Annotated in this window: 16 protein-coding genes; 11 read left to right on the top strand and 5 right to left on the bottom strand. The window is 69.9% G+C overall.

Annotated features, from left to right (window positions below; all coding sequences use genetic code 11):
- Window positions 1–228: 228 nt before the first annotated feature.
- Complete coding sequence (locus Q0R13_RS01455) at window positions 229–1038, top strand: PEPxxWA-CTERM sorting domain-containing protein (protein WP_293898381.1); 810 nt, start codon at window positions 229–231, stop codon at window positions 1036–1038.
- Window positions 1039–1051: 13 nt separating this feature from the next.
- Here Q0R13_RS01455 and Q0R13_RS01450 read toward each other — a convergent pair whose 3' ends face one another.
- Entirely contained in the window at window positions 1052–1834 is a 783-nt protein-coding gene (locus Q0R13_RS01450; protein ID WP_293898379.1) for an enoyl-CoA hydratase-related protein, read from the bottom strand.
- A 15-nt stretch (window positions 1835–1849) separates the two neighbouring features.
- Complete coding sequence (locus tag Q0R13_RS01445) at window positions 1850–3004, bottom strand: acyl-CoA dehydrogenase family protein (RefSeq protein ID WP_293898377.1); 1155 nt, start codon at window positions 3002–3004, stop codon at window positions 1850–1852.
- A gap of 224 nt (window positions 3005–3228) precedes the next feature.
- Between Q0R13_RS01445 and Q0R13_RS01440 the strand changes: the two genes are divergently transcribed.
- From Q0R13_RS01440 to Q0R13_RS01430, 3 genes are all read left to right on the top strand, one after another.
- On the top strand, window positions 3229–4884 hold the full coding sequence (locus tag Q0R13_RS01440; RefSeq protein WP_293898373.1) for an AMP-binding protein: 1656 nt from the start codon (window positions 3229–3231) through the stop codon (window positions 4882–4884).
- Between the two features lie 8 nt (window positions 4885–4892).
- A complete protein-coding gene (locus tag Q0R13_RS01435) occupies window positions 4893–6485 on the top strand; it encodes a carboxyl transferase domain-containing protein (protein WP_293898370.1) in 1593 nt (530 codons plus the stop codon).
- Window positions 6486–6642: 157 nt separating this feature from the next.
- A complete protein-coding gene (locus Q0R13_RS01430) occupies window positions 6643–8520 on the top strand; it encodes an acetyl/propionyl/methylcrotonyl-CoA carboxylase subunit alpha (RefSeq protein WP_293898367.1) in 1878 nt (625 codons plus the stop codon).
- On the opposite strand, the gene Q0R13_RS01425 is transcribed toward Q0R13_RS01430, so the two are convergent.
- A complete protein-coding gene (locus tag Q0R13_RS01425) occupies window positions 8517–9737 on the bottom strand; it encodes a CoA transferase (RefSeq protein ID WP_293898364.1) in 1221 nt (406 codons plus the stop codon). The genes Q0R13_RS01430 and Q0R13_RS01425 overlap by 4 nt on opposite strands.
- 154 nt (window positions 9738–9891) lie before the next feature.
- Window positions 9892–10821: an aldo/keto reductase gene (locus Q0R13_RS01420; RefSeq protein WP_293898361.1), complete on the bottom strand. Its 930-nt coding sequence runs from the start codon at window positions 10819–10821 to the stop codon at window positions 9892–9894.
- A gap of 182 nt (window positions 10822–11003) precedes the next feature.
- On the opposite strand from Q0R13_RS01420, the gene cpaB reads away from it, so the two are divergent.
- The 7 genes from cpaB (at window position 11004) to Q0R13_RS01385 (ending at window position 19337) form a co-directional block, all read left to right on the top strand.
- The gene (gene cpaB, locus Q0R13_RS01415; RefSeq protein WP_293898358.1) at window positions 11004–11954 is read left to right on the top strand and encodes a Flp pilus assembly protein CpaB; all 951 of its coding nucleotides are present in this window, start codon (window positions 11004–11006) and stop codon (window positions 11952–11954) included.
- Window positions 11955–11958: 4 nt separating this feature from the next.
- A complete protein-coding gene (locus Q0R13_RS01410; protein ID WP_293898354.1) occupies window positions 11959–13305 on the top strand; it encodes a type II and III secretion system protein family protein in 1347 nt (448 codons plus the stop codon).
- Between the two features lie 5 nt (window positions 13306–13310).
- Window positions 13311–14504, top strand: a complete 1194-nt coding sequence (locus Q0R13_RS01405) for a cellulose synthase operon protein YhjQ/BcsQ (RefSeq protein WP_293898351.1) — start codon at window positions 13311–13313, stop codon at window positions 14502–14504.
- Window positions 14505–14576: 72 nt separating this feature from the next.
- Entirely contained in the window at window positions 14577–15968 is a 1392-nt protein-coding gene (locus tag Q0R13_RS01400) for a CpaF family protein (protein WP_293898348.1), read from the top strand.
- On the top strand, window positions 15968–16936 hold the full coding sequence (locus Q0R13_RS01395; RefSeq protein WP_293898345.1) for a type II secretion system F family protein: 969 nt from the start codon (window positions 15968–15970) through the stop codon (window positions 16934–16936). Before Q0R13_RS01400 ends, Q0R13_RS01395 begins: the two co-directional genes overlap by 1 nt.
- 1 nt (window position 16937) lies before the next feature.
- Entirely contained in the window at window positions 16938–17900 is a 963-nt protein-coding gene (locus Q0R13_RS01390; protein ID WP_293898342.1) for a type II secretion system F family protein, read from the top strand.
- A 138-nt stretch (window positions 17901–18038) separates the two neighbouring features.
- Window positions 18039–19337, top strand: coding sequence for a PLP-dependent transferase (locus tag Q0R13_RS01385; protein WP_293898339.1), 1299 nt, complete (start codon window positions 18039–18041; stop codon window positions 19335–19337).
- A 16-nt stretch (window positions 19338–19353) separates the two neighbouring features.
- Here the strand turns inward: Q0R13_RS01385 and Q0R13_RS01380 are convergent, their stop codons facing one another.
- Window positions 19354–20427: a hypothetical protein gene (locus tag Q0R13_RS01380; RefSeq protein ID WP_293898336.1), complete on the bottom strand. Its 1074-nt coding sequence runs from the start codon at window positions 20425–20427 to the stop codon at window positions 19354–19356.
- Between the last annotated feature and the right edge of the window lie 37 nt (window positions 20428–20464).

Here is a 20464-nt window from a genome sequence, read left to right as displayed (position 1 = left end):
GGGCTCCGGAAGGCTTTCGACCCAAGGCTAAGCGCTGGCGCGGCGTGGGGCTACGGGGTCGTTTCACCCACGCCGGTCTCAGGCCCTCCACACGTCCCGGCTGGCCACACTCGCCCCGCAGGCGACTGTCCTTGCGCGTCAAGGATTTCAGGAAGAGGGTGCGCATCGGTCAGGCCGGTGACACGGACCCAGGCCCGACCCAGTTGGAATTCAACAGGGGTCCATGGCATGTATTCTCACAAACTCGCCGCGTTTGGCGCGGTCGTTGCACTATTGTGCATCGGGTCTTCGGCTCAGGCTGCGGCCATCGACTTCAGCACCCTGCAGGTAAACGGCTCCGCCACGGCGACGCCAACAGCCCTGCGGCTGACCGACGGGTCGAACCTGGGGGATCCGATGGACCCCAATTCGAACATCGGCGAGGCAGGCAGCGCCTACATCAGTACCGCCTTCAACTCCTACCTGACGTTCACGAGCAGCTTCACCTTCTCGATGACCAACACCGGCTTCAGCCCCTTGGCTGACGGGCTCACCTTCATCATCCAGAACGACCCGAACGGCGCCATGGCCGTGGGCGGCGGCGGCGGCGGGGTCGGCGCGAACGGCCTCGCCAGCAACATCGGCATCGGGTTCCAGAGCTGGGATAACAACCGCGTGTCGTTCTTCCGCAACGGCGGCATCACCGGCGGGCCGATCCACAACTTCAACCTCGGCGACCAGGACGACCTGGTGGACGTGACGGTGGCCTATGACGGCACGAACCTGAGCTATTCGGCCTTCAACCACACGACCGGGCTGACCCTTGCCGACAGCCGGACCTTCCACCTCCGCAGCCTCGGCCCGCAGGTATACTTCGGCTTCACCGGCGGCACGGGCCTGTCCTATTCGATCCAGGACGTGACCAACTGGGACCTCACGGTGGGTCCGGGAACCGGCGCGGTTCCGGAACCGGCGGCGTGGGCCCTGATGCTGCTCGGCTTCGCCGGCATGGGCGGCGCGCTGCGCCGTTCGCGCCGGGTGATCCGCGCGGCGACCTAACGTCAGACGAGGCTCACCGGCCCTCGAAAGCCGGTGAGCGCTTTTCGTTGAAACTGGCCACGCCTTCGCGGCGGTCCTGCGTGGTGAACAGCTGGTTGTAGACGGTGAGCTCCAGGTCCATGGCCTGCTTCAGGTCCAGGTCCTGGCCGCCGTGCACCACCCGCTTTAGCCCGCGCACCGACAGCGGCGCGCGGCTGGCGATCTGGGCAGCCACCACCAGCACCGTATCCATCAGCGCCTCGGCCGGCACGACACCGCTGACGAGACCATACTCCAGCGCTTGCGCGGCGGTGAACGGCGCCGCCGTGGTCAGCAGCTCCAGCGCCCGCCTGGGCCCCACCGCGCGGGTCAGCAGCTGCGTCCCGCCCAGGCCCGGCATGATCCCCAGGCCGGCCTCGGGCAGCCCGAACCGCGCGCCGTCGGCGGCGTAGGTGAAGTCGCAGGCCAGGCTCATCTCGCAACCGCCACCCATGGCCGCGCCATGCACGGCGGCGATGATCGGGACGGGACAGGCCAGCTGGGCGCGGATCATGGCCTCGAACAGCCGATGCTGCTCGGCCCAGGCCTCATCGCTCATCCCGTTGCGTTCCTTGAGGTCCGCGCCGGCCTGGAAGTGGCGGCCCTCGCCGGCCAGGATCACGCAGCGCAGCGCCGGGTCGGCGCGCAGCTGGCTCCAGACGTCCAGCAGCTCGCGGCCCATCTGGGTGGAGAGCGCGTTGGCGACCTCGGGCCGGGCGAAACTGATGACTGTGACGCCGGCCAGTGGCTCGGTCACCTTGATCGTCTCATAGGCCATCGGCAACGCCCCGGGTCAGAAGGATTTGGGCTGGCCCAGCACGTGGGTCGCCACATGGCTGAGGATGAGGTTCGTGGAGATCGGGGCCACCTGGTAGAGCCGGGTCTCGCGGAACTTGCGCTCGATATCGTACTCCTCGGCGAAGCCGAAGCCGCCGTGGGTCTGCAGGCACATGTCGGCGGCGAACCAGCTGGCCTCGGAGGCCACGAGCTTGGCCATGTTGGCCTCGGTGCCGCAGGGCTCGCCCGCCTCGAACATCGCCGAGGCCTTGTCGACCATCAGGCTGGCCGAGGTCATCTGGACGTAGGCGCGGGCCAGTGGGAACTGGACGCCCTGGTTCTCGCCGATCGGCCGGCCGAACACCACGCGGTCCTTGGCGTACTGGCTGGCCCGGTCGATGAAGAACCTGGCGTCGCCGATGCACTCGGCGGCGATCAGGATCCGCTCGGCGTTCATGCCGTCCAGGATGTATTTGAACCCCTGCCCCTCGACGCCGATCAGGTTCTCCGCCGGGACCTCCAGATCCTCGAACAGTAGCTCCGTGGTGGCGTGGTTCAGCATGGTGCGGACCGGCGTGATGGTCAGGCCGGCGCCCACCGCCGTCCGCATATCCACCAGCAGCACGCTCATCCCGTCCGACGGCTTCTTCGCCTGGTCGCGCGGCGTGGTGCGGCAGAGCAGCACCATCAGGTCGGAGTGCTCCGCCCGGCTGATCCACAGCTTGCGGCCGTTGACGAGGTACTTGTCGCCGTCCTTGCGGGCGAAGGTGGTGATCCGCGTGGTGTCGGTGCCGGCGTCCGGCTCGGTGACGCCAAAGGCCTGCAGCCGCAGCTCCCCGGTCGCCACCTTCGGCAGGTAGGCCTCTTTCTGCGTCGCCGTCCCGTGCCGCAACAGGGTGCCCATGGTGTACATCTGGGCGTGGCAGGCGCCGCCGTTGCAGCCCGAGCGGTGGATTTCCTCCAACACCGCCGCGCCGGCCGCCAGCCCCAGGCCCGAGCCGCCATATTCCTCGGGGATCAGCACCGACAGGAACCCGGCCTCGGTCAGGGCGGCGACGAACGCCGTCGGATAGGCCCGCTCCCGATCCAGCGCGCGCCAATAGGCGCCGGGGAACCGCGCGCACAGCCGGCGCACAGCCTCACGAATCTCGGGGAAGGTTTCCTGGCTCACGGCCGCATCTCTGCCACGCGCACCGGCGTAAGCCTAGCATCCACCACCCCTGTCATCCCGGTTTTCGCCACCGGCGAAAGAGCGGGACCCCCGATCAGGCTCGGCGCTCGAATGGCGAGTACCGACGGAGCCCGGTCGCGGGTCCCGGTCTTCGCGTGCCGCGAAACCGGGATGACACAGAGGGGGGTGGGGGTCACCATGCGGAAAACACGTGGAGGCGCAGAATGGCGGAGCTCAGCTATGTGCATGGCGCCAGTACGCAGCCGCTGCTTGGCCTGACCATCGGGGACCTATTCGACCGGACCTGCGCCGAGCATGCCGGCCGGGTGGCGCTGATATCCTGCCACCAGGGCATCCGCTGGACCTATGCCGAGCTGAAGGACCGGGTCGACGCCTTCGCCGCCGGGCTGCTAGCGCTGGGCCTGGAGCCCGGGGACCGGCTCGGCATCTGGGCGCCCAACTGCGCCGAATGGGCGATCACCCAGTTCGCCACCGCCAAGGCCGGGCTGATTCTGGTCAACATCAACCCCGCCTATCGCCTGTCGGAGGCCGACTACGCGATCAACAAGGTCGGCTGCAAAGCCCTGGTGATCGCCGTGCGGCACCGGTCCAGCGAATACCTGGCCATGGTCCGCGAGCTGCGTGAGGCCGGACGGCTGCCGACCGTGGAGGCGGTGATCACCATCGGCGACGACCCGCATCGCGGCTGCCAGAGCTTTCCGCACATCTCCAACACCGCCAAGCGCGCCGACCGCGCTCGCCTGGTGGAGATCGGCCCGACGCTGCAGTTCGACGACCCGGTCAACATCCAGTTCACCAGCGGCACCACCGGCTTCCCGAAGGGCGCCACGCTCAGCCACCACAACATCCTCAACAACGGCTTCTTCGTCGCCGAGGCCATCCGGCTCAAGGCCGGCGAGAAGGTCTGCATCCCGGTGCCGATGTATCACTGCTTCGGCATGGTGATGGGCAACCTGGGTTGCGTCAGCCATGGCGCGACCATGGTCTATCCGTCCGAGGGCTTCGACCCGCTGGCGGTGCTCAAGGCGGTGTCGGACGAGGCCTGCGAGGCGCTCTATGGGGTGCCGACGATGTTCATCGCCATCCTGGCCCATGCCGAGTTCGCCCGCTTCGACCTGACCTCGCTCCGCAGCGGGATCATGGCCGGCTCGCCCTGTCCGGTCGAGGTGATGCGCCAGGTGATCGACCGCATGCACATGCCCGAGGTGACCATCGCCTACGGCATGACCGAGACCTCGCCGGTCAGCTTCCAGTCGGGCGCCGACGACAGCCTAGAGGTCCGGGTCGCCACGGTCGGGCGCATCCAGCCGCACCTGGAGGTGAAGGTGGTCGACGAGGCCGGCCGCATCGTGCCGCGCGGCGCCTCGGGCGAGCTCTGCACCCGCGGCTATTCCGTCATGCTGGGCTACTGGGACGATCCCGAGCGGACTGCCGCGGCGCTGGACCCCGCCGGCTGGATGCACACCGGCGACCTGGGCGTGATCGACGACGCCGGCTGCTGCAACATCGTCGGCCGGATCAAGGACATGGTCATCCGCGGCGGCGAGAACGTCTATCCGCGCGAGATCGAGGAGTTCCTTTACCGGCACCCCGCCATCCAGGACGTGCAGGTGATCGGCGTGCCCGACCCGAAATATGGCGAGGAGCTCTGCGCCTGGATCGTGCTGAAGTCGGGCGCGGGGCTGCAGGCCGAGGCGGTCCGCGACTTCTGCCGCGGCCAGATCGCCCACTATAAGATTCCACGGCACATCCGTTTCGTGGAAGGCTTCCCCACCACCATTACCGGAAAGGTGCAGAAATTCGCCATGCGCGAGACCATGATCGCCGAACTTGACCTCGTCCTGGAAACCACGGCCTAGGCCGCGACATGAGGAAACTCTCCAGCGCGCTCGACGTGTCGGGCGCCGCCTTCGCCGCCAATGCCAAGGTCAACCACGCCCTGGTCGATGAGCTGCGCGAGCGCGCCGGGCAGGCCGCCCTGGGCGGGCCGGAGGGCAGCCGCCAGCGGCATGTTTCGCGCGGCAAGCTGCTGCCGCGTGACCGGGTGATGCGGCTGCTGGACCCCGGCGCGCCGTTCCTGGAGGTCGGGTCGCTCACCGCCAACGGGCTCTACGACGACGAGGCGCCGGCCGCCGTGGTGATCACCGGCATCGGCCGGGTGTCTGGCCGCGAGGTGCTGATCATCGCCAACGACGCCACGGTGAAGGGCGGGGCCTATTTTCCGCTGACCGTGAAGAAGCATCTCCGCGCCCAGGAGATCGCCCTGCAGAACCGCCTACCCTGCGTCTATCTGGTGGACTCAGGCGGCGCGAACCTGCCGCACCAGGCCGAGGTGTTCCCCGACCGCGACCACTTCGGGCGGATCTTCTACAACCAGGCCAGGATGAGCGGGCAGGGCATCGCCCAGATCGCCTGCGTCATGGGCTCCTGCACCGCCGGCGGCGCCTACGTGCCGGCGATGAGCGACGAGACCATAATCGTGCGCGGCCAGGGGACGATCTTCCTGGGCGGTCCGCCGCTGGTGAAGGCCGCCACCGGCGAGATCATCAGCGCCGAGGAGCTGGGCGGGGCCGACACCCACGGCCGCCGCTCAGGCGTGGTCGACCATGTGGCCGAGGACGACGAGCATGCGCTGACCATCGTGCGCCGCATCGTGGCCAACCTGAACACCACCAAGCACGTCGAGCTGACGATGGCCGAGCCCGAGCCGCCGGCCTTCGATCCGCAGGAGCTCTACGGCGTCGTCCCCACCGACGTGCGCGCGCCCTATGATGTGCGCGAGGTGATCGCCCGGGTGGTGGACGGCTCGCGGTTCGACGAGTTCAAGGCGCTCTACGGCGCCACCCTGGTCTGCGGGTTCGCGCGCATCTGGGGCTATCCGGTCGCCATCCTGGCCAACAACGGGGTGCTGTTCTCGGAGAGCGCGCTGAAGGGAGCCCACTTCATCGAGCTGGCCTGCCAGCGGAAGATCCCGCTGGTGTTCCTGCAGAACATCTCCGGCTTCATGGTCGGCGGCAAGTACGAGGCCGGCGGCATCGCCAAGGACGGGGCCAAGCTGGTCGCCGCCGTCGCCTCGGCCGAGGTCCCGAAGTTCACCGTCCTGATCGGCGGCTCGTTCGGGGCCGGCAACTACGGCATGTGCGGCCGCGCCTATTCCCCGCGCTTCCTGTGGACCTGGCCCAACAGCCGCATCAGCGTGATGGGCGGAGAGCAGGCGGCCAGCGTGCTGGCCACCGTACACCGCGACGCCGACAAGTGGACCCCGGCGGAAGAGGAGGCCTTCAAGGCCCCGGTCCGCCAACGCTACGAGGACGAAGGCAACCCCTACTTCGCCACCGCGCGCCTCTGGGACGACGGCATCATCGACCCGGCCCAGACCCGCGATGTCCTGGGCCTCTCCATCTCCGCCGCCCTGAACGCGCCGATTCCGGAGACACGCTTCGGCGTGTTCCGGATGTGAGCGGCGTCATGGGCAGACTCCTGGCGCGTCTGCGCCAACAAGATTCAACCGCAGAAAACGCAGAGGAACGCGGGAGGCGGACGCCCGGGCTTCGCGCCATCCCTTCTGCGTTTTCTGCGGTTCAACAAACAGCGCCTGCGGCGCGGGAGCGGTTGTGATGTTCCGCTCCGTCCTGGTCGCCAATCGTGGAGAGATCGCGCGGCGGGTGTTCGCCACCGCGCGGCGGCTCGGCATCGAGACCGTCGCCGTGTTCTCCGAGGCCGACGCCGAAGCCGCCCATGTGCGCGACGCCGACAAGGCGGTGTCGATCGGCCCGGCCCCGGCGCGCGAGAGCTACCTGGTCCCGGCCAGGATCATCGCCGCCGCCCAGGCCAGCGGCGCGGAGGCGATCCACCCGGGCTATGGCTTCCTCTCGGAAAACGCCGACTTCGCCGAGGCGGTGGCCGCCGCCGGACTGATCTGGATCGGCCCGCCGCCGGCCGCCATCCGCGCCATGGGCCTGAAGGACGCCGCCAAGGCGCTGATGGCCAAGGCCGGCGTGCCGGTGACGCCGGGCTATCTGGGCGAGCGGCAGGACGAGGCGACCGTGGCGGCGGAGGCCGGCCGCATCGGCTTCCCGGTGCTGATCAAGGCCGTGGCCGGGGGCGGCGGCAAGGGCATGCGCCTCGTGGAAAGTCCGGAGGCCTTCGCCGCGGCCCTGGCGTCGTGCCGGCGCGAGGCCGCGGCGTCATTCGGCGACGACCGGGTGCTGCTGGAGACCTATGTCACCCGTCCGCGCCACATCGAGGTGCAGGTGTTCGGCGACAGCCATGGGAACGTCGTCCACCTCTACGAGCGCGACTGCTCCCTGCAGCGCCGCCACCAGAAGGTGATCGAGGAGGCCCCCGCCCCAGGCATGACCAACGAGGCCCGCGCCGCCGTCACATCGGCCGCCGTCAAGGCCGCCCAGGCCGTGGGCTATGTCGGGGCCGGCACAGTGGAGTTCATCGCCGACGCCTCGGCCGGCCTGCGCGGCGACCGCATCTGGTTCATGGAGATGAACACCCGGCTGCAGGTGGAGCATCCCGTGACCGAGATGGTCACGGGTCTTGATTTGGTGGAATGGCAGTTCCGCGTCGCCGCCGGCGAGCCGCTGCCGCTGAGCCAGGACCAGATCGTCCTGACCGGCCACGCGGTCGAGGCGCGGCTCTATGCCGAGACCCCCGCCACGGGCTTCCTGCCCTCGATCGGGCCGCTCACCCACTTCAGCCTGCCGGAGAACGTCCGCGCCGACACCGGCGTCGAGGAGGGCGACGCGATAAGCCCGTTCTACGACCCGATGATCGCCAAGCTGATCGCCCACGCGCCGACCCGCGAGCAGGCGATCGCCGACCTGGCCGAGGCCTGCGCCGAGGTCGAGGTCTGGCCGGTGAAGACCAACGCCGGGTTCCTGGTCCGCTGCCTGGAGACCCCCGACTTCATCGCCGGCGCCGTCGACACCGGCCTGATCGGCCGCGACCTCGACGCGCTGACTGCCGCCGCAGAGCCCTCGCCCGAGGCCCGGGCCACCGCCGGCTGGGCCTTCCGCGAGGCGATCGCCACCGACCTCGACCCGTCGCCGTGGGTGGAGCTGAAGGGCTTCCGACTAAACGCCCCGCCGGCCCGGACCGCCCACCTGTTCCTGGGCGACACCGCCGTCGAGGTCGAACTGGCCGACGAGCCGACGCGGATGATCCATAGGGTCGCCGACGATGAGGTGGTGGTGTTCGAGGGCGGCGAGGCCTTCGTGTTCCGCGACCATCCGCCGAGCGCCGACGGCGATGGCGGCGCGGCCGGCGACGGCTCGATCCGCGCGCCGATGCCGGGCAAGGTCACCCAGCTGTCGGTGGCGGCGGGCGACCAGGTCGCTAAGGGCCAGCCTCTGCTGACCCTGGAGGCCATGAAGATGGAGCATGCCCTGGCCGCGCCGTTCGAAGGGACGGTGGACACCGTGTCGGTCGAGCTGGGCGCCCAGGTCACCGAGGGCGTGGTGCTGGTGAAGCTGACGCCCAGCTAGGGGTTGGCCCCCGCCACCACGCCTGCGTCATGCAGCCTGGCGATCTCGGCGCCGCTCATCCCCAGCACCTGCGCCAGCACCTCGTCGGTGTGCTGGCCCAGCCTGGGCGCCGGGCGGGCGTCGCCGCGCACGTCCTGCGGGATGGTGCCCATCGACCCCGGCGCCGGATAGGTCAGGCCGCTGGGGTGGCGGATGGCCTGAAACACCGGATTGTCCTTGTAGAGGCGCGGGTCGTCCAGCGCCGCCTCCAGCGGCTGGTACGCCCCCCAGGTGACGCCGCCGGCGTCGAAGGCGGGGCCGAGTTCGGCGGCGGTGCGGGCCGCGAAGGCGCGCTCGAACAGCGGGTAGAGCCGGTGGCGATGGGTGAACCGCAGACCCTCGTCGGTGGCGAAGGAGACGCCGAGCTCGGCCTCGACCGCCGCCACTGGTGCGGCGATGCCCAGCGCCTCCAGGGCCTTGCTCCACTGCTTGGGCGTGATCGCCAGCAGCATCAGCTTCTCGCCGTCCCGGGTCGTGAAATCGCGGCCGAAGGCGCCGAAGATGTCGTTGCCCATGCGCGGCCGCTGATGGCCGGCGAACAGGGTCTCGGCGGCGAAGCCCAGGTTGGCCATGGTCGCCGCCCCGATATCGGACAGCGGCGCGCGGATCTCACGTCCGCCCTGCCCGCGCATCCGCGCCAGCAGCGCCGTCACCAGGGCGAAGGCGCACCAGGCGCCGGTCAGCAGGTCCCAGGCCGCCAGGACATGGTTCACCGGCCGCGCGTCGTCGGCGGGCCCGGTCATCAGCGGCAGGCCCAGGGCGGAGTTGATCGTGTAGTCCATGCCCTGCGACCCGTCGGCCCAGCCCATCACCCGCACGCAGATCAGGTCGTCGCGGAGCTTCCTCAGCGCCTCGTAGGACAGGAACCCCTCGACTGGGAAGTTGGTCACGAACAGGCCGCCATTCTCGCCCGGCGCCGCCGCCAGCCGCTGGGCGATCTCGCGCCCTTCCGGCCGTCCCAGGTCGATGGCCACCGACTTCTTGGCCTTGTTCAGCCCCTCCCAGTAGAGGCTCGCCCCGTTCTCCGCCAACGGCCAGCGGCGGAAGTCGGGCCCGCCGCCGATGTTGTCGAACCGGATCACCTCGGCGCCCATCTGCGCCAGATAGAGGCCGCAGGTCGGCGCGGCCACGAAGGCCGACCCCTCCACCACGCGCAGGCCCTTCAGAAGGTCGTACATTCAAGACTCCTTCCCTCCCTTAATGGGGAGGGACAGCTCGCCGCAGGCGAGCAGGGTGGGGAACTGTGGGCCGGAACCGGGCGTGGGAGCTTGATCCAGACTCCCCCACCCTGACCGCTCCGCGGTCTGTCCCTCCCCATTAAGGGAGGGAAAGTCAGGCCGCCAGCTTGCCGACCTCGTCCACGTCTTCGGGCGACAGGGCCCAGGCGGCCGTCGCGGCGTTGGTGTTCACCTGCTCCGGCGTGGTCGCCCCGGCGATCACCGAGCTGACTGCGGCGTGGCCCAGCAGCCAGGCGAAGGCCAGGTCCAGCAGGGTGTGACCGCGCTCGGCGGCCCAGGCCTGCAACGGCTCCACCTTGTCGAAGTTGGCGTCGCTCATCGCCTGGGCGCCGCGGGCGCCCCAGGCGGCCAGGCGGGTGCCCTCGGGCGGCGGCTCGCCGCGCTTGTACTTGCCGCTGAGCAGGCCCGACGCCAGGGGGAAGAACGGCAGGAAGCCCAGGCCGAAATGGTCGCAGGCCGGCAGCACCTCGGCCTCAACGCCACGCTCCAGCAGCGAATACAGGTTCTGGGCGGAGACGAACCGGCTCTGCCCGGCGGCCGTCCAGTCGGCGTCGGCGATCTGCCATCCCGTATAGTTCGAACAGCCGAGGTAGCGGACCTTGCCCTGGGTCACCAGGTCGTCCAGCGCCCGCAGGGTCTCGTCGACCGGGGTGTCGGCGTCCGGCTGGTGGTGCTGGTAGAGGTCGATGTAGTCGGTCTGCAGGCGGCGCAGGCTGTCCTCGACGGCGGTCATGATCCACTTTCGCGACCCGCCGCGCTTCTTCGGATCGCCGCCGATCGCCATGCCGAACTTGGTGGCGAGCACGATCTCGTGGCGACGCTTGCCCAGCACCTGGCCCAGGAATTCCTCGGACTTCGTACCGCCGTAGATGTCGGCGGTGTCGAACAGGGTGATGCCCGCGTCGATGGCCGCGTCGACCACGCCCTGGGTCTGGGCGGCGTCGATCCGCATGCCGAAGTTGTTGCAGCCCAGGCCCACCACGCTGACCTTCAGGCCGGAATTTCCGAGGCGTCTGACCTTCATATCGCGGTGTCCCGTTCGCGTTTTTCGGCGCGAACCTAGCCGCGGAGCGGACCCTCGCGCCAGCCCATAGCCGCGATCTTCACAATCACTACCCGCACGTTCACCAAGCTTGTTGGCGATGTGGCAAGGCCGACGTCGTTAACGTGCCGAGATAACAAGAGAATTGTTGGCCGGGTCAGCTCATGCGCGTCGTCACCATCGTCAGTCTTGCGGCCTCAGCGGTGCTTGGTCTTGGCGCGCTGTTCGTCGCCAAGATCGCCCTGCCGAACGCCTCGGCCGCGAAGGCGGCCGTGGCCCCGCGCCAGATGACGGGCTCGCCGATGGTCGTCGCCTCACGGCCGATCAAGTACGGCGAGAAGCTGGGTCCGGGCATGCTCAGCGTCATCAAGGCGCCCGAAAACGCCATCCCCCAGGGGGCCTTCACCGCCATCGGCCAGCTGCTGGGCGCCGACCACGGCGGCCCGCCCGTGGTGCTGGTCCCGCTCGCCCAGCATGAGGCGGTGCTGACCACCAAGATCTCCGGCCCCGGGTCGCGGCCGACCGTCGCCGCCGAGATCGCCGACGGGATGCGCGCCTATGCCTTCAAGGTCACGGACGCCACCGGGGTCGGCGGCCACGCCCTGCCCGGCGACCGCGTCGACGTGGTGCTGCTGCGCGACCTGACGCCCCAAGGGCCCGAGCGCAGCTACATCTCCTACATCGTGGTCCAGAACGCCCGCGTGCTCGGCATCGACCTGAACGCCGACCCCACCTCCGAGAAGCCCGCCAGCCCCAACACCGCCACCGTCGAGGTCTCGGTGGAGGACTCCCAGAAGCTGTCGGTGGCCTCCACCCTCGGCACCCTGTCGCTGGCGCTGCGCAAGTCCGGCGCCGCCGAGATCGGCGCCGCCCCGCCGATGCGCACCGCCGATTTCCTGGGCGGCGGCGTCCGTGCCCCCGGCCCGATCCGCGCCGTGGTGCGGGGCGGCCCGGCGCGGACCTACTCCGCCATCCTCATCGTCGAGGGCGCCTCGGCCAAGCACGGCAGCGCCCGCCAGGCGGCCGCGCCGCTCATCGCCGCGCCGAAGATCAACGCCGCGGCCGGCGCCGCCTCCACCCTGCCCGCCGCGGCCGGCGTCGCTGCGATCGGCTGACCCCATGCGCATCCTGTCCACGATGTCCCGCACGGCGCTGAGCGCGCTGCTCGTCCTTGGCATGGCCGCCGCCCTGACGGCGCCCGCGGCCCCTGCCCGCGCCCAGACCATGACCAGCGAGCCGGTGGTCCGCCGGGTGATCCATGTGCCGCGCGACAAGTCGCTGTCGTTCCGCCTGCCGGGCCCGGCCGGCAAGATCGTCATTGCCCAGCCGGAGATCGCCAAGGTCACCGCCACCTCGGACTCCAGCTTCTATGTCCAGGGGATGGAGTTCGGCTCCACCAACATGCTGGTCTACGGAAAGGGCGGCCAGCTCTCCGAAGTGATCGACGTCCGCGTCGGCTTCGACAGCGACGGCCTGCAGCAGGACCTCACCGCGGCCTATCCCACCGAGCCGGTGCAGGTGAAGAACCTGGGCGAGGTGCTGATGCTGAGCGGCGACGTCTCCAACACCGGCGTGCAGGCCGGCATGGAGAAGATCGCCAACAAATATGCGCCGGACGGGGTGATCTCGCGCCTGACCGTGCGCAATTCCCAACAGGTGATCCTGGAGGTCCGCATCGTCGAGGCCAGCCGCAATGCGCTGCAGGACATCGGCTTCAACTTCAACGTCTTCAACCGGTCGCTGTCCCTGGCCAGTGGCTCGGGCCTGATCGGCCTTGCCCCGCCCAACAGCCTGCTGAGCACCCACGGCGGCTCGGGCAACACCACCATCGACACCGCCCTGGGCGCGCTGGAGACCCGCGGCATGATCCGCACCCTGGCGCGGCCGAACCTGGTGGCGATCTCGGGCGAGAAGGCCAGTTTCCTGGCCGGCGGCGAGTTCCCGTTCCCGGTGCCGCAGGACCGCAACACCATCGCCATCCAGTTCCGCCCCTATGGCGTGAAGCTGAACTTCACGCCCACCGTGCAGGACAACGGCTGGATCCGCCTGGCCGTCGAGCCCGAGGTCAGCCAGCTCGACCCGAACAACTCGCTGACCGTGCTTGGCGTCACCGTGCCGGCGCTGATCGTGCGCCGCGCGTCCACGACCCTGGAGCTGAAGCCCGGCGACACCTTCGCCATGGCGGGCCTGTTCCAGCGCGGCTTCCAGACCGACGCCGACCAGACGCCCTGGGCCGGCGACCTGCCGGTGCTGGGGGCCCTGTTCCGCTCCGCTCGCTGGAAGCGCTCGGAGAGCGAGTTGCTGATCATCGTCACGCCACGGCTGGCCACCGCCGCCGACCGCGACACGCCCAAGCTCGACGCCATCCCCGGCAAGGAGCCGAGCACCAAGGACTTCCTTCTGTTCGGCAAGGCGCTCGACAAGAACATCAAGCCCGGCGACCCCATTCCGGCGTCGAAGAGGTAGTCAGTATGTCGCGTACCAAGCCGGCGTCGCCGCCTGTCTCCTTGAAGGGATGCCGCGTCCTGGCCCTGGGCTCGGCCCTGGGCGCGCTCGGCGAAGGCCCCCTGTTGGGCGTGGCGATGGAGATGGGGGCGGTCGCGCAGGTGGAGCAGCTGGTCCCGGGCGCCTGCGACCTGGTCATCGTCGACGCCGACGCCCTGGAGGCGGCCGCCGTGGCCGCCGCAGTCAAGGCGCTGGCGGCGCTCAATCCCGCGCCGCCGCTGCTGGTGCTGGGGGCTAATCTCACGCCTGGCCTGGTGCGCAATGTGCTGCGGCTGGAGGCCGCCGACATCCTCGAGGCGCCGTTCGCGCCGGAGCAGCTGGTGGCCGCCGTCCAGGCCCTGCTGGCCGAGGCGCTGCCGGCGACCGCGCAGGAGGCCGCAGGCGCGTCGCGCTGCTGGGCCGTCACCGGCGCGGTCGGCGGCGCGGGCGCCACGACCATCACCATCGAGATCGCCCATGCCCTGGCCTCGGCCTCCGGCAAGGACCACAGCGTCTGCCTGGTGGACCTGAACCTGGCCGATGGCGCGGCGGCCGCCTACCTCGGCGCCACGCCCACCCTGAGGCTGGCCGACTTCGGGGCCGCCGCCGACCGCATCGACGCGGCCATGCTGCAGGCCTTCGTGACCCCGGTGTCCAAGGGCCTCGACCTGATGGCCGGCGTCCGCGATCCGAGCGCCTTCGACGCCGTCGGGCGCGACGCGGTGCTGCGCCTGCTGGAGGTGACCTGCGAGTGCTACGACTGGGTGATCCTGGACGTGCCGCGCCACCGCCGGCCGTGGACCCTGGAGGTGCTGGCCGGCTGCGACGAGGTGGTGGTGATCTCCGAGCTCACCGTCCCGGCTCTGCTGGCCGCCCGCGCCTATTCCGACGAGATCGAGCAGGGCCTGGGCACCGGCCTGCGCCCGCGCATCGTGCTGAACCGGCTGGCGGCCCGCATGTTCGGCCCCGCGCCGTCCATGGTCGAGGCCGAGAAGGCGCTGCAGCGCAAGGCCGAGGCCGGGATCAGCTCCGACTGGGAGGCCGCCGCGGCGTCAGCGAACCTGGGCGGCCCGATCGCCCAGCACCGGCCGAAGTCGAAGATCGTCAAGGACGTCCAGCTGCTGGTCGAGCGCCTGGCGTCGCAGCCGCCGCGGCGCGAAGCCTCGCCGAAGGCCGCCTGATGGACCCGCTGCGCCAAGGCCTCGCAGGTCGCGTCGCCAATCCTGCGAAGCTCACGAAGGGCGCGGAGTAGGATGGCCCGCTTCAGCCTCTCCCGCTCGGCGACGCCAGCCCCGCAGGCGCCGGCCCCGGCCCCCGCCGTCGTCTCGACGCCGGCCGCGCGGGTCGAGACCAAGTCCAAGCCCGGACCGGCCCGGGACGCCAGCCTCGACCTGCGCCTGCGCCTGCACACCCGGCTGATCGACGAGCTGGACCTGGCCAAGCTGGACAAGCTGGACGAGACGGAACTTCGCCGCCAGGTCCTGCAGCAGGTCACCGAGTTCGCCCGTGACGAGCGCATGGCGCTCAACACCAAAGAGCTGGAGGCGCTGGGCGCCTCGATCTACGACGAGATGGTCGGGCTGGGGCCGATCGAGCCCCTGCTGAAGGATGACTCGATCAACGATATCCTGATCAACGGCCCCTTCCAGGTCTATATCGAGCGGCGCGGCGAGCTGGAGCTCACCGCCATCCGCTTCCGCGATAACGACCACCTGCTGCGGATCGTCAATCGCATCGTCGCCGGCGTCGGCCGCCGGATCGACGAGAGCCAGCCCATGGTCGACGCCCGCCTGCAGGACGGCAGCCGGGTCAACGCCGCCATTCCGCCGATCGCCATCGACGGCTGCTCGGTCTCGATCCGCAAATTCTCCAAGAAGCCGCTGACGCTGGAAAAGCTGGTCGAGTTCGGCGCCATGCCCCAGGCGATGTCGGACTTCCTGTTTGGCGCCGTCAGGAGCCGGGTCTCCACCGTGATCTCCGGCGGCACCGGCTCGGGCAAGACCACCCTGCTCAACGCCCTGTCCGCGGCGATCCCGCCCGGCGAGCGCCTGATCACCATCGAGGACGCCGCCGAGCTGCAATTGCAGCAGCCGCACGTCGTGCGCCTGGAAACCCGGCCGCCGAACATCGAGGGCAAGGGCGAGATCCGTCAGCGCGAGCTGGTCAAGAATGCGCTGCGGATGCGTCCCGACCGGGTGATTCTGGGCGAGGTCCGCTCCGAAGAAGCCTTCGACATGCTGCAGGCCATGAACACCGGCCACGAAGGCTCGATGGCCACCATACACTCCAACAACCCGCGCGAGGCCATCAGCCGCCTGGAACAGATGGTCGCCATGGGCGGCCTGCAGATCGGCGCCGACGCCGTGCGCGGCCAGATCGCCGCCGCCGTCGGCCTCGTCGTGCAGGTCATGCGTCTCTCGGACGGGAAACGGAAGGTGACCCACGTCACCGAGATCACCGGCATGGAGGGCAATGTCGTGCAGATGCAGGACATCTTCCTGTTCAACCGCACCCACACCGGGCCCGATGGCGAGGTGTTCGGCGAGTTCCGCGCCACCGGCCTGCGGCCCCGCTGCCTGGACGAGATGATCCGCCGGGGCATCCCCTACGACACCGCCAACTTCGACCCCTCGAGAGCGCTCTGATGTACGGCCTCGCCATCGACGCCAAGCTGATCGTGATGATCCTGATCGGGGCCGCGGTGTTCGCGGCCGCCCAGGGACTGAGCGGCCTGCTGTCGGTCGCCACGACGAAGAAGAAGGTCAACCGCCGCCTGACGGTGGCCAACAAGGTCGAGGGCATCTCGGCCCTGGTGGTGGAGCTGCGCAAGCAGCGCGGGCTTTCCGCGTCCGGCGGGCGGGCGCGGCGGCTGCGCTGGCTCTCCGACCTGATCATCGCCTCCGGCCTGCCCTACGACCAGAAGAAGTGGCTGTTCTACGTGGCCGCGGCGGCGGCCCTGGGCAGCGCCGGCGGGGGCATCCTCAGCCACATGCCGCTGGGCTTCGTCGGCGGCGCGGTGTTCGGCGGCATTCTGCTGCCCCTGGGCGTGCTGAAGTTCAAGGCCGGCCGGCGATCCGCCGCGCTGGGCCAGCAGCTGCCGCAGGCCCTGGAGGTGATCGTCCGCTCGCTGGAGGCCGGCCACCCGGTGCCCGGCGCCGTGGCCCTGGTGGGCCGCGAGATGGCCGATCCGGTCGGCACCGAGTTCGGCATGGCCGCCGACGAGATCGCCTATGGCGCCACCCTGGAACAGGCCGTCGAGCGGATGGCCGAGCGCTGCCGCCACCCCGACCTGGACCTGTTCGCGGCCACCGTGCGCCTGCAGGAGAAGACCGGCGGCAATCTCACCGGCCTGCTGAAGCTCAACGCCTCGACCATCCGCGAGCGGCACAAGATGCGGCTGAAGATCAAGGCGGCGTCGTCCGAAGGCCGCGCCTCGGCGATGATCCTGACCTCCGCGCCCTTCCTGGCCGTGACCATGATCGTGGTGATCTCGCCGCACTTCTACGGCGACGTGATCAACGAGCCGCTGGTCAAGTACGGCCTGGCCGGCATGGGGTTCTGGATCTTCCTCGGTAACCTGATCATGCGCCGCATGATCGACATGAGGCTGTAGGATGGGCGCGCTCTCCCTCGAAACCGTGATCTACATCGCCGGCCTGGTGCTCACCGTGGGCGCGCTGGGCGGGCTGAGCTGGATGGGGGTGATGGAGCTGCGGGTCCGCACCCTGCGCCGCAGCCGCCTGGCCGGCGTGGCCACCGGGGGCGGGCGAACGGCCGACAAGTCCGGCGGCGGGCTCTCCGGCCAGATGCTCTCCACCGTGCGCCGCCTGGGACAGCAGAGCGCGGTGCGCGATCCGGCCAAGGTCTCCCAGTTGCGCTCGCGCCTGATGCAGGCCGGCTTCTACGCCCGCGAGGCGCCGGTGATCTTCCTGGGCGTCAAGGCCGTGGCCCTGGCGGTCGCCACTGTCGGCGTGATCCTGACCCTGCCGGCGATGATCAGCCACAAGGGCGGCAACATGGTCGCCCTGGGCGTCGCGGTAGGCGTGTCCCTGGTCGCCCTCTACGGCCCCGACGTCGTGCTGAAGCGCCGCAAGAGCTTCCGCGAGCGGGAATATTCCGACGGCTTCCCCGACCTGCTCGACCTGCTGGTCGCCTCGGTGGAGGCCGGCCTGTCGCTGGACGCCGCCGTGACCCGGGTCACCGAGGAACTGGAGCGCCGCTACCCCAACCTGACCGTCCACCTGCGCTTCCTGGTGCTGGAACTGCGCGCCGGCCGGGCCCGCAAGGACGCCTGGTCCGCCTTCGCCGACCGCCTGGGCATCGACGACGCCCGCGCGCTCGCCACCATGCTGCGCCAGGCCGAGGAGATGGGCACCAGCCTGGGCGAGACCCTGTCGGTGTTCTCCGCCGACATGCGGTCAAAGCGGATGCTGCGGGCGGAGGAGAAGGCCCTGGGCCTGTCGGCCAAGCTGACGGTGCCGCTGATCCTGTTCATCTTCCCGGCCCTGCTGGGCGCGCTGATGCTCCCGGCCGCGGCCCGCCTGGTCCGTGTCTTCGGCCACGGCACGCCCCATTAGCAGGCTGGCGTCCGGCGTCACGACGGTTCGGCGCAGTCCGTAGGCACGACACTACTTGCGTTGGGCCGAAGCCGCTGTTTGGCGCAAGCGGTTGACGGTTTAGTGTCGCCGCAAAGATCGAAACAAGGAACGCCGCCGATGTCCGCCGCCGCCCTGCGCCCCGAGACCCTGCTCGTCCACGCGGGCTGGCGCGCCGACCCAAGCACAGGCGCGGTGGCGGTGCCGATCTACCAGACCACCTCGTACCAGTTCCGGGACACCGAGCATGCGTCCGCGCTGTTCGCCCTGGCCGAGCTGGGCAACATCTACACCCGGATCATGAACCCCACGACGGATGTGCTGGAGAAGCGGATCGCCGCGATCGAGGGCGGGGTCGGCGCGCTTGCGGTGGCGTCCGGACAGGCGGCGTCGGCCTTCGCGGTGCAGAACCTGGCGCGCGCCGGCGACAACATCGTCAGCTCGACCGACCTCTACGGCGGCACCTGGAACCTGTTCGCCAATACCCTGAAGGACCAGGGTATCGAGGTTCGGTTCGTGGACCCGACCGACCCGGAGGCCTTCCGCAGGGCCACCGACCACCGCACCCGAGCCTACTACGCCGAAACCCTGCCCAACCCGAAGCTGGAGGTGTTCCCCATCGCCCCCGTGGCGACTATCGGCCGTGAACTGGGCATTCCGCTGATCATGGACAATACCGCCGCACCGCTGCTGTGCCGGCCATTCGATCATGGCGCCGCCATCGTCGTCTACTCGGCCACCAAGTACCTCGGCGGCCACGGCACCTCGATCGGCGGCCTGATCGTCGACGGCGGCGACTTCGACTGGGAGGCGCACGCCGAGCGCCAGCCCCTGCTGAACACGCCCGATGCCTCCTATCACGGTGCGGTCTGGACCCAGGCGGTGAAGCCGCTGGGGCCGATCGCCTATATCCTGCGCGCGCGGGTGATCCTGCTGCGCGACCTGGGCGCGGCGCTTTCGCCGTTCAACGCCTTCCAGATTCTCCAGGGGATGGAAACGCTGGCGCTGCGGATGGAGCGACACTGCGCCAACGCCTCGGCCGTGGCGAAGCGCCTGGCGGGCCGCGCCGGCGTCACCCGGGTCATCCATCCGTCCCAGCAGTCCGGAGAGACCAAGGCGCGCGCCGACCGCTACCTGGCCGGCGGCCACGGCGGGCTGGTGGGTTTCGAGCTCGCCGGCGGGATCGAGGCCGGACGGCGGTTCATCAACGCCCTGCAGCTGTTCTACCACGTGGCCAATATCGGCGACGCCCGCAGCCTGGCCATCCACCCGGGCTCGACCACGCACTCCCAGCTCACCCCGCAGGAGCAGGCCGCCACCGGCGTCACGCCCGGCTATGTGCGTCTGTCGATCGGCATCGAGCATGTCGACGACATCATCGCCGACCTGGAGCAGGCCCTGACCGCGGCCGGGGCCTGACCCTGGCCACGCGCCGCTACAGCCCCAGCGGCCGGTACGGCCCCAGGATCAGCTGCTCGAACACGCCGACGCCGACCTGGTCGTCCTCGCCCGGGGTGGACAGGGTGACCTTGCTGATCGCCTGGATGTGCAGGTTGCCCAGGTCGGCGGGGTCGAAATTGGCGCTGTCGATGTCCTCGCGGGCCACGGCCAGTTCGCCCCTCAGCCCGCCGTGCCGCCAATCGCCGCCATAGCCGATGCCGCGCATCAGGAAGGTGGGGCCGGGCTCGATCTTCACCGTCGCCGCGCCCTGGTTCAACGGGATGGTCAGTACCGCCGACTTCGCATGCCGCGTGCCCGGGATCAGCTCCACCTCCATGCTGGGCGCGTCGCAGTGGAAGCCGCCCTCGGGCCCGGCGCCATCGGGAAGGATCACCGCGCGGGTGTTCCAGGGCTTGCCATCGGGATCGGCGTTGACGTGGAAATAGACGCTGCGGTCGGTGAAATTCAGCGGCGCCCACTGCCAGAAGAAGCCGGCGATCCCGCCGCCCGGCGTCGGTTGCGGATCGGGGGCGCCGACCGGCCGGATGCCCCATGACCGGTCGCGCGTGCCGACCCAGCCCTTCACCTCGATCCGCTCGCCGTCGACCTCCAGCCAGCCCGAGACCCGGACGTTCTGGGTCAGGCGGGTGTAGTCCATGAACAGCCGCGGCCCGTTGCGGCGGACGAACCGCGGCTCCTCGATCGGAAAGGCGCGACCCTCAAAGGTCAGCTCGCCGGCGATCCCCTCGGTCTTCGCCACGGTCACCTTCAGCTTCTGCAGCGGTTCCAGCACCTCGATGCCGATCGGCCCCACGCTCAGGTCCATCCGCTCCAGCCCCAGGATCCGCGAGGCGTGCAGGCAGCGCTCCTTGCCGTCCTTGACGATGGCGATGTGGGCGTCGGCCACGTTCAGCGCCGGGTAGACCCCATAGGCGACGGCCGCGAAGGCCGAGCCGTCCGGCGCATAGGCGTTGAAGAAATAGCGGTCGTAGAAATTCCGGTCCGACCCTGAGTAGGCGATCGGCTCCGGCGTCTGGTGGATCGGGAAATCGTCGCCCTTGGTGAGCATGCCGGCATCACTCCCTCTGGTTGTGGCGCGTTCCTGC

The organism is Phenylobacterium sp. (assembly GCF_025351295.1).
GTDB lineage: Bacteria > Pseudomonadota > Alphaproteobacteria > Caulobacterales > Caulobacteraceae > Phenylobacterium.
Note: the sequence above shows the minus strand (reverse complement) of the source record. Positions and strands in the feature narration are given on the sequence as shown.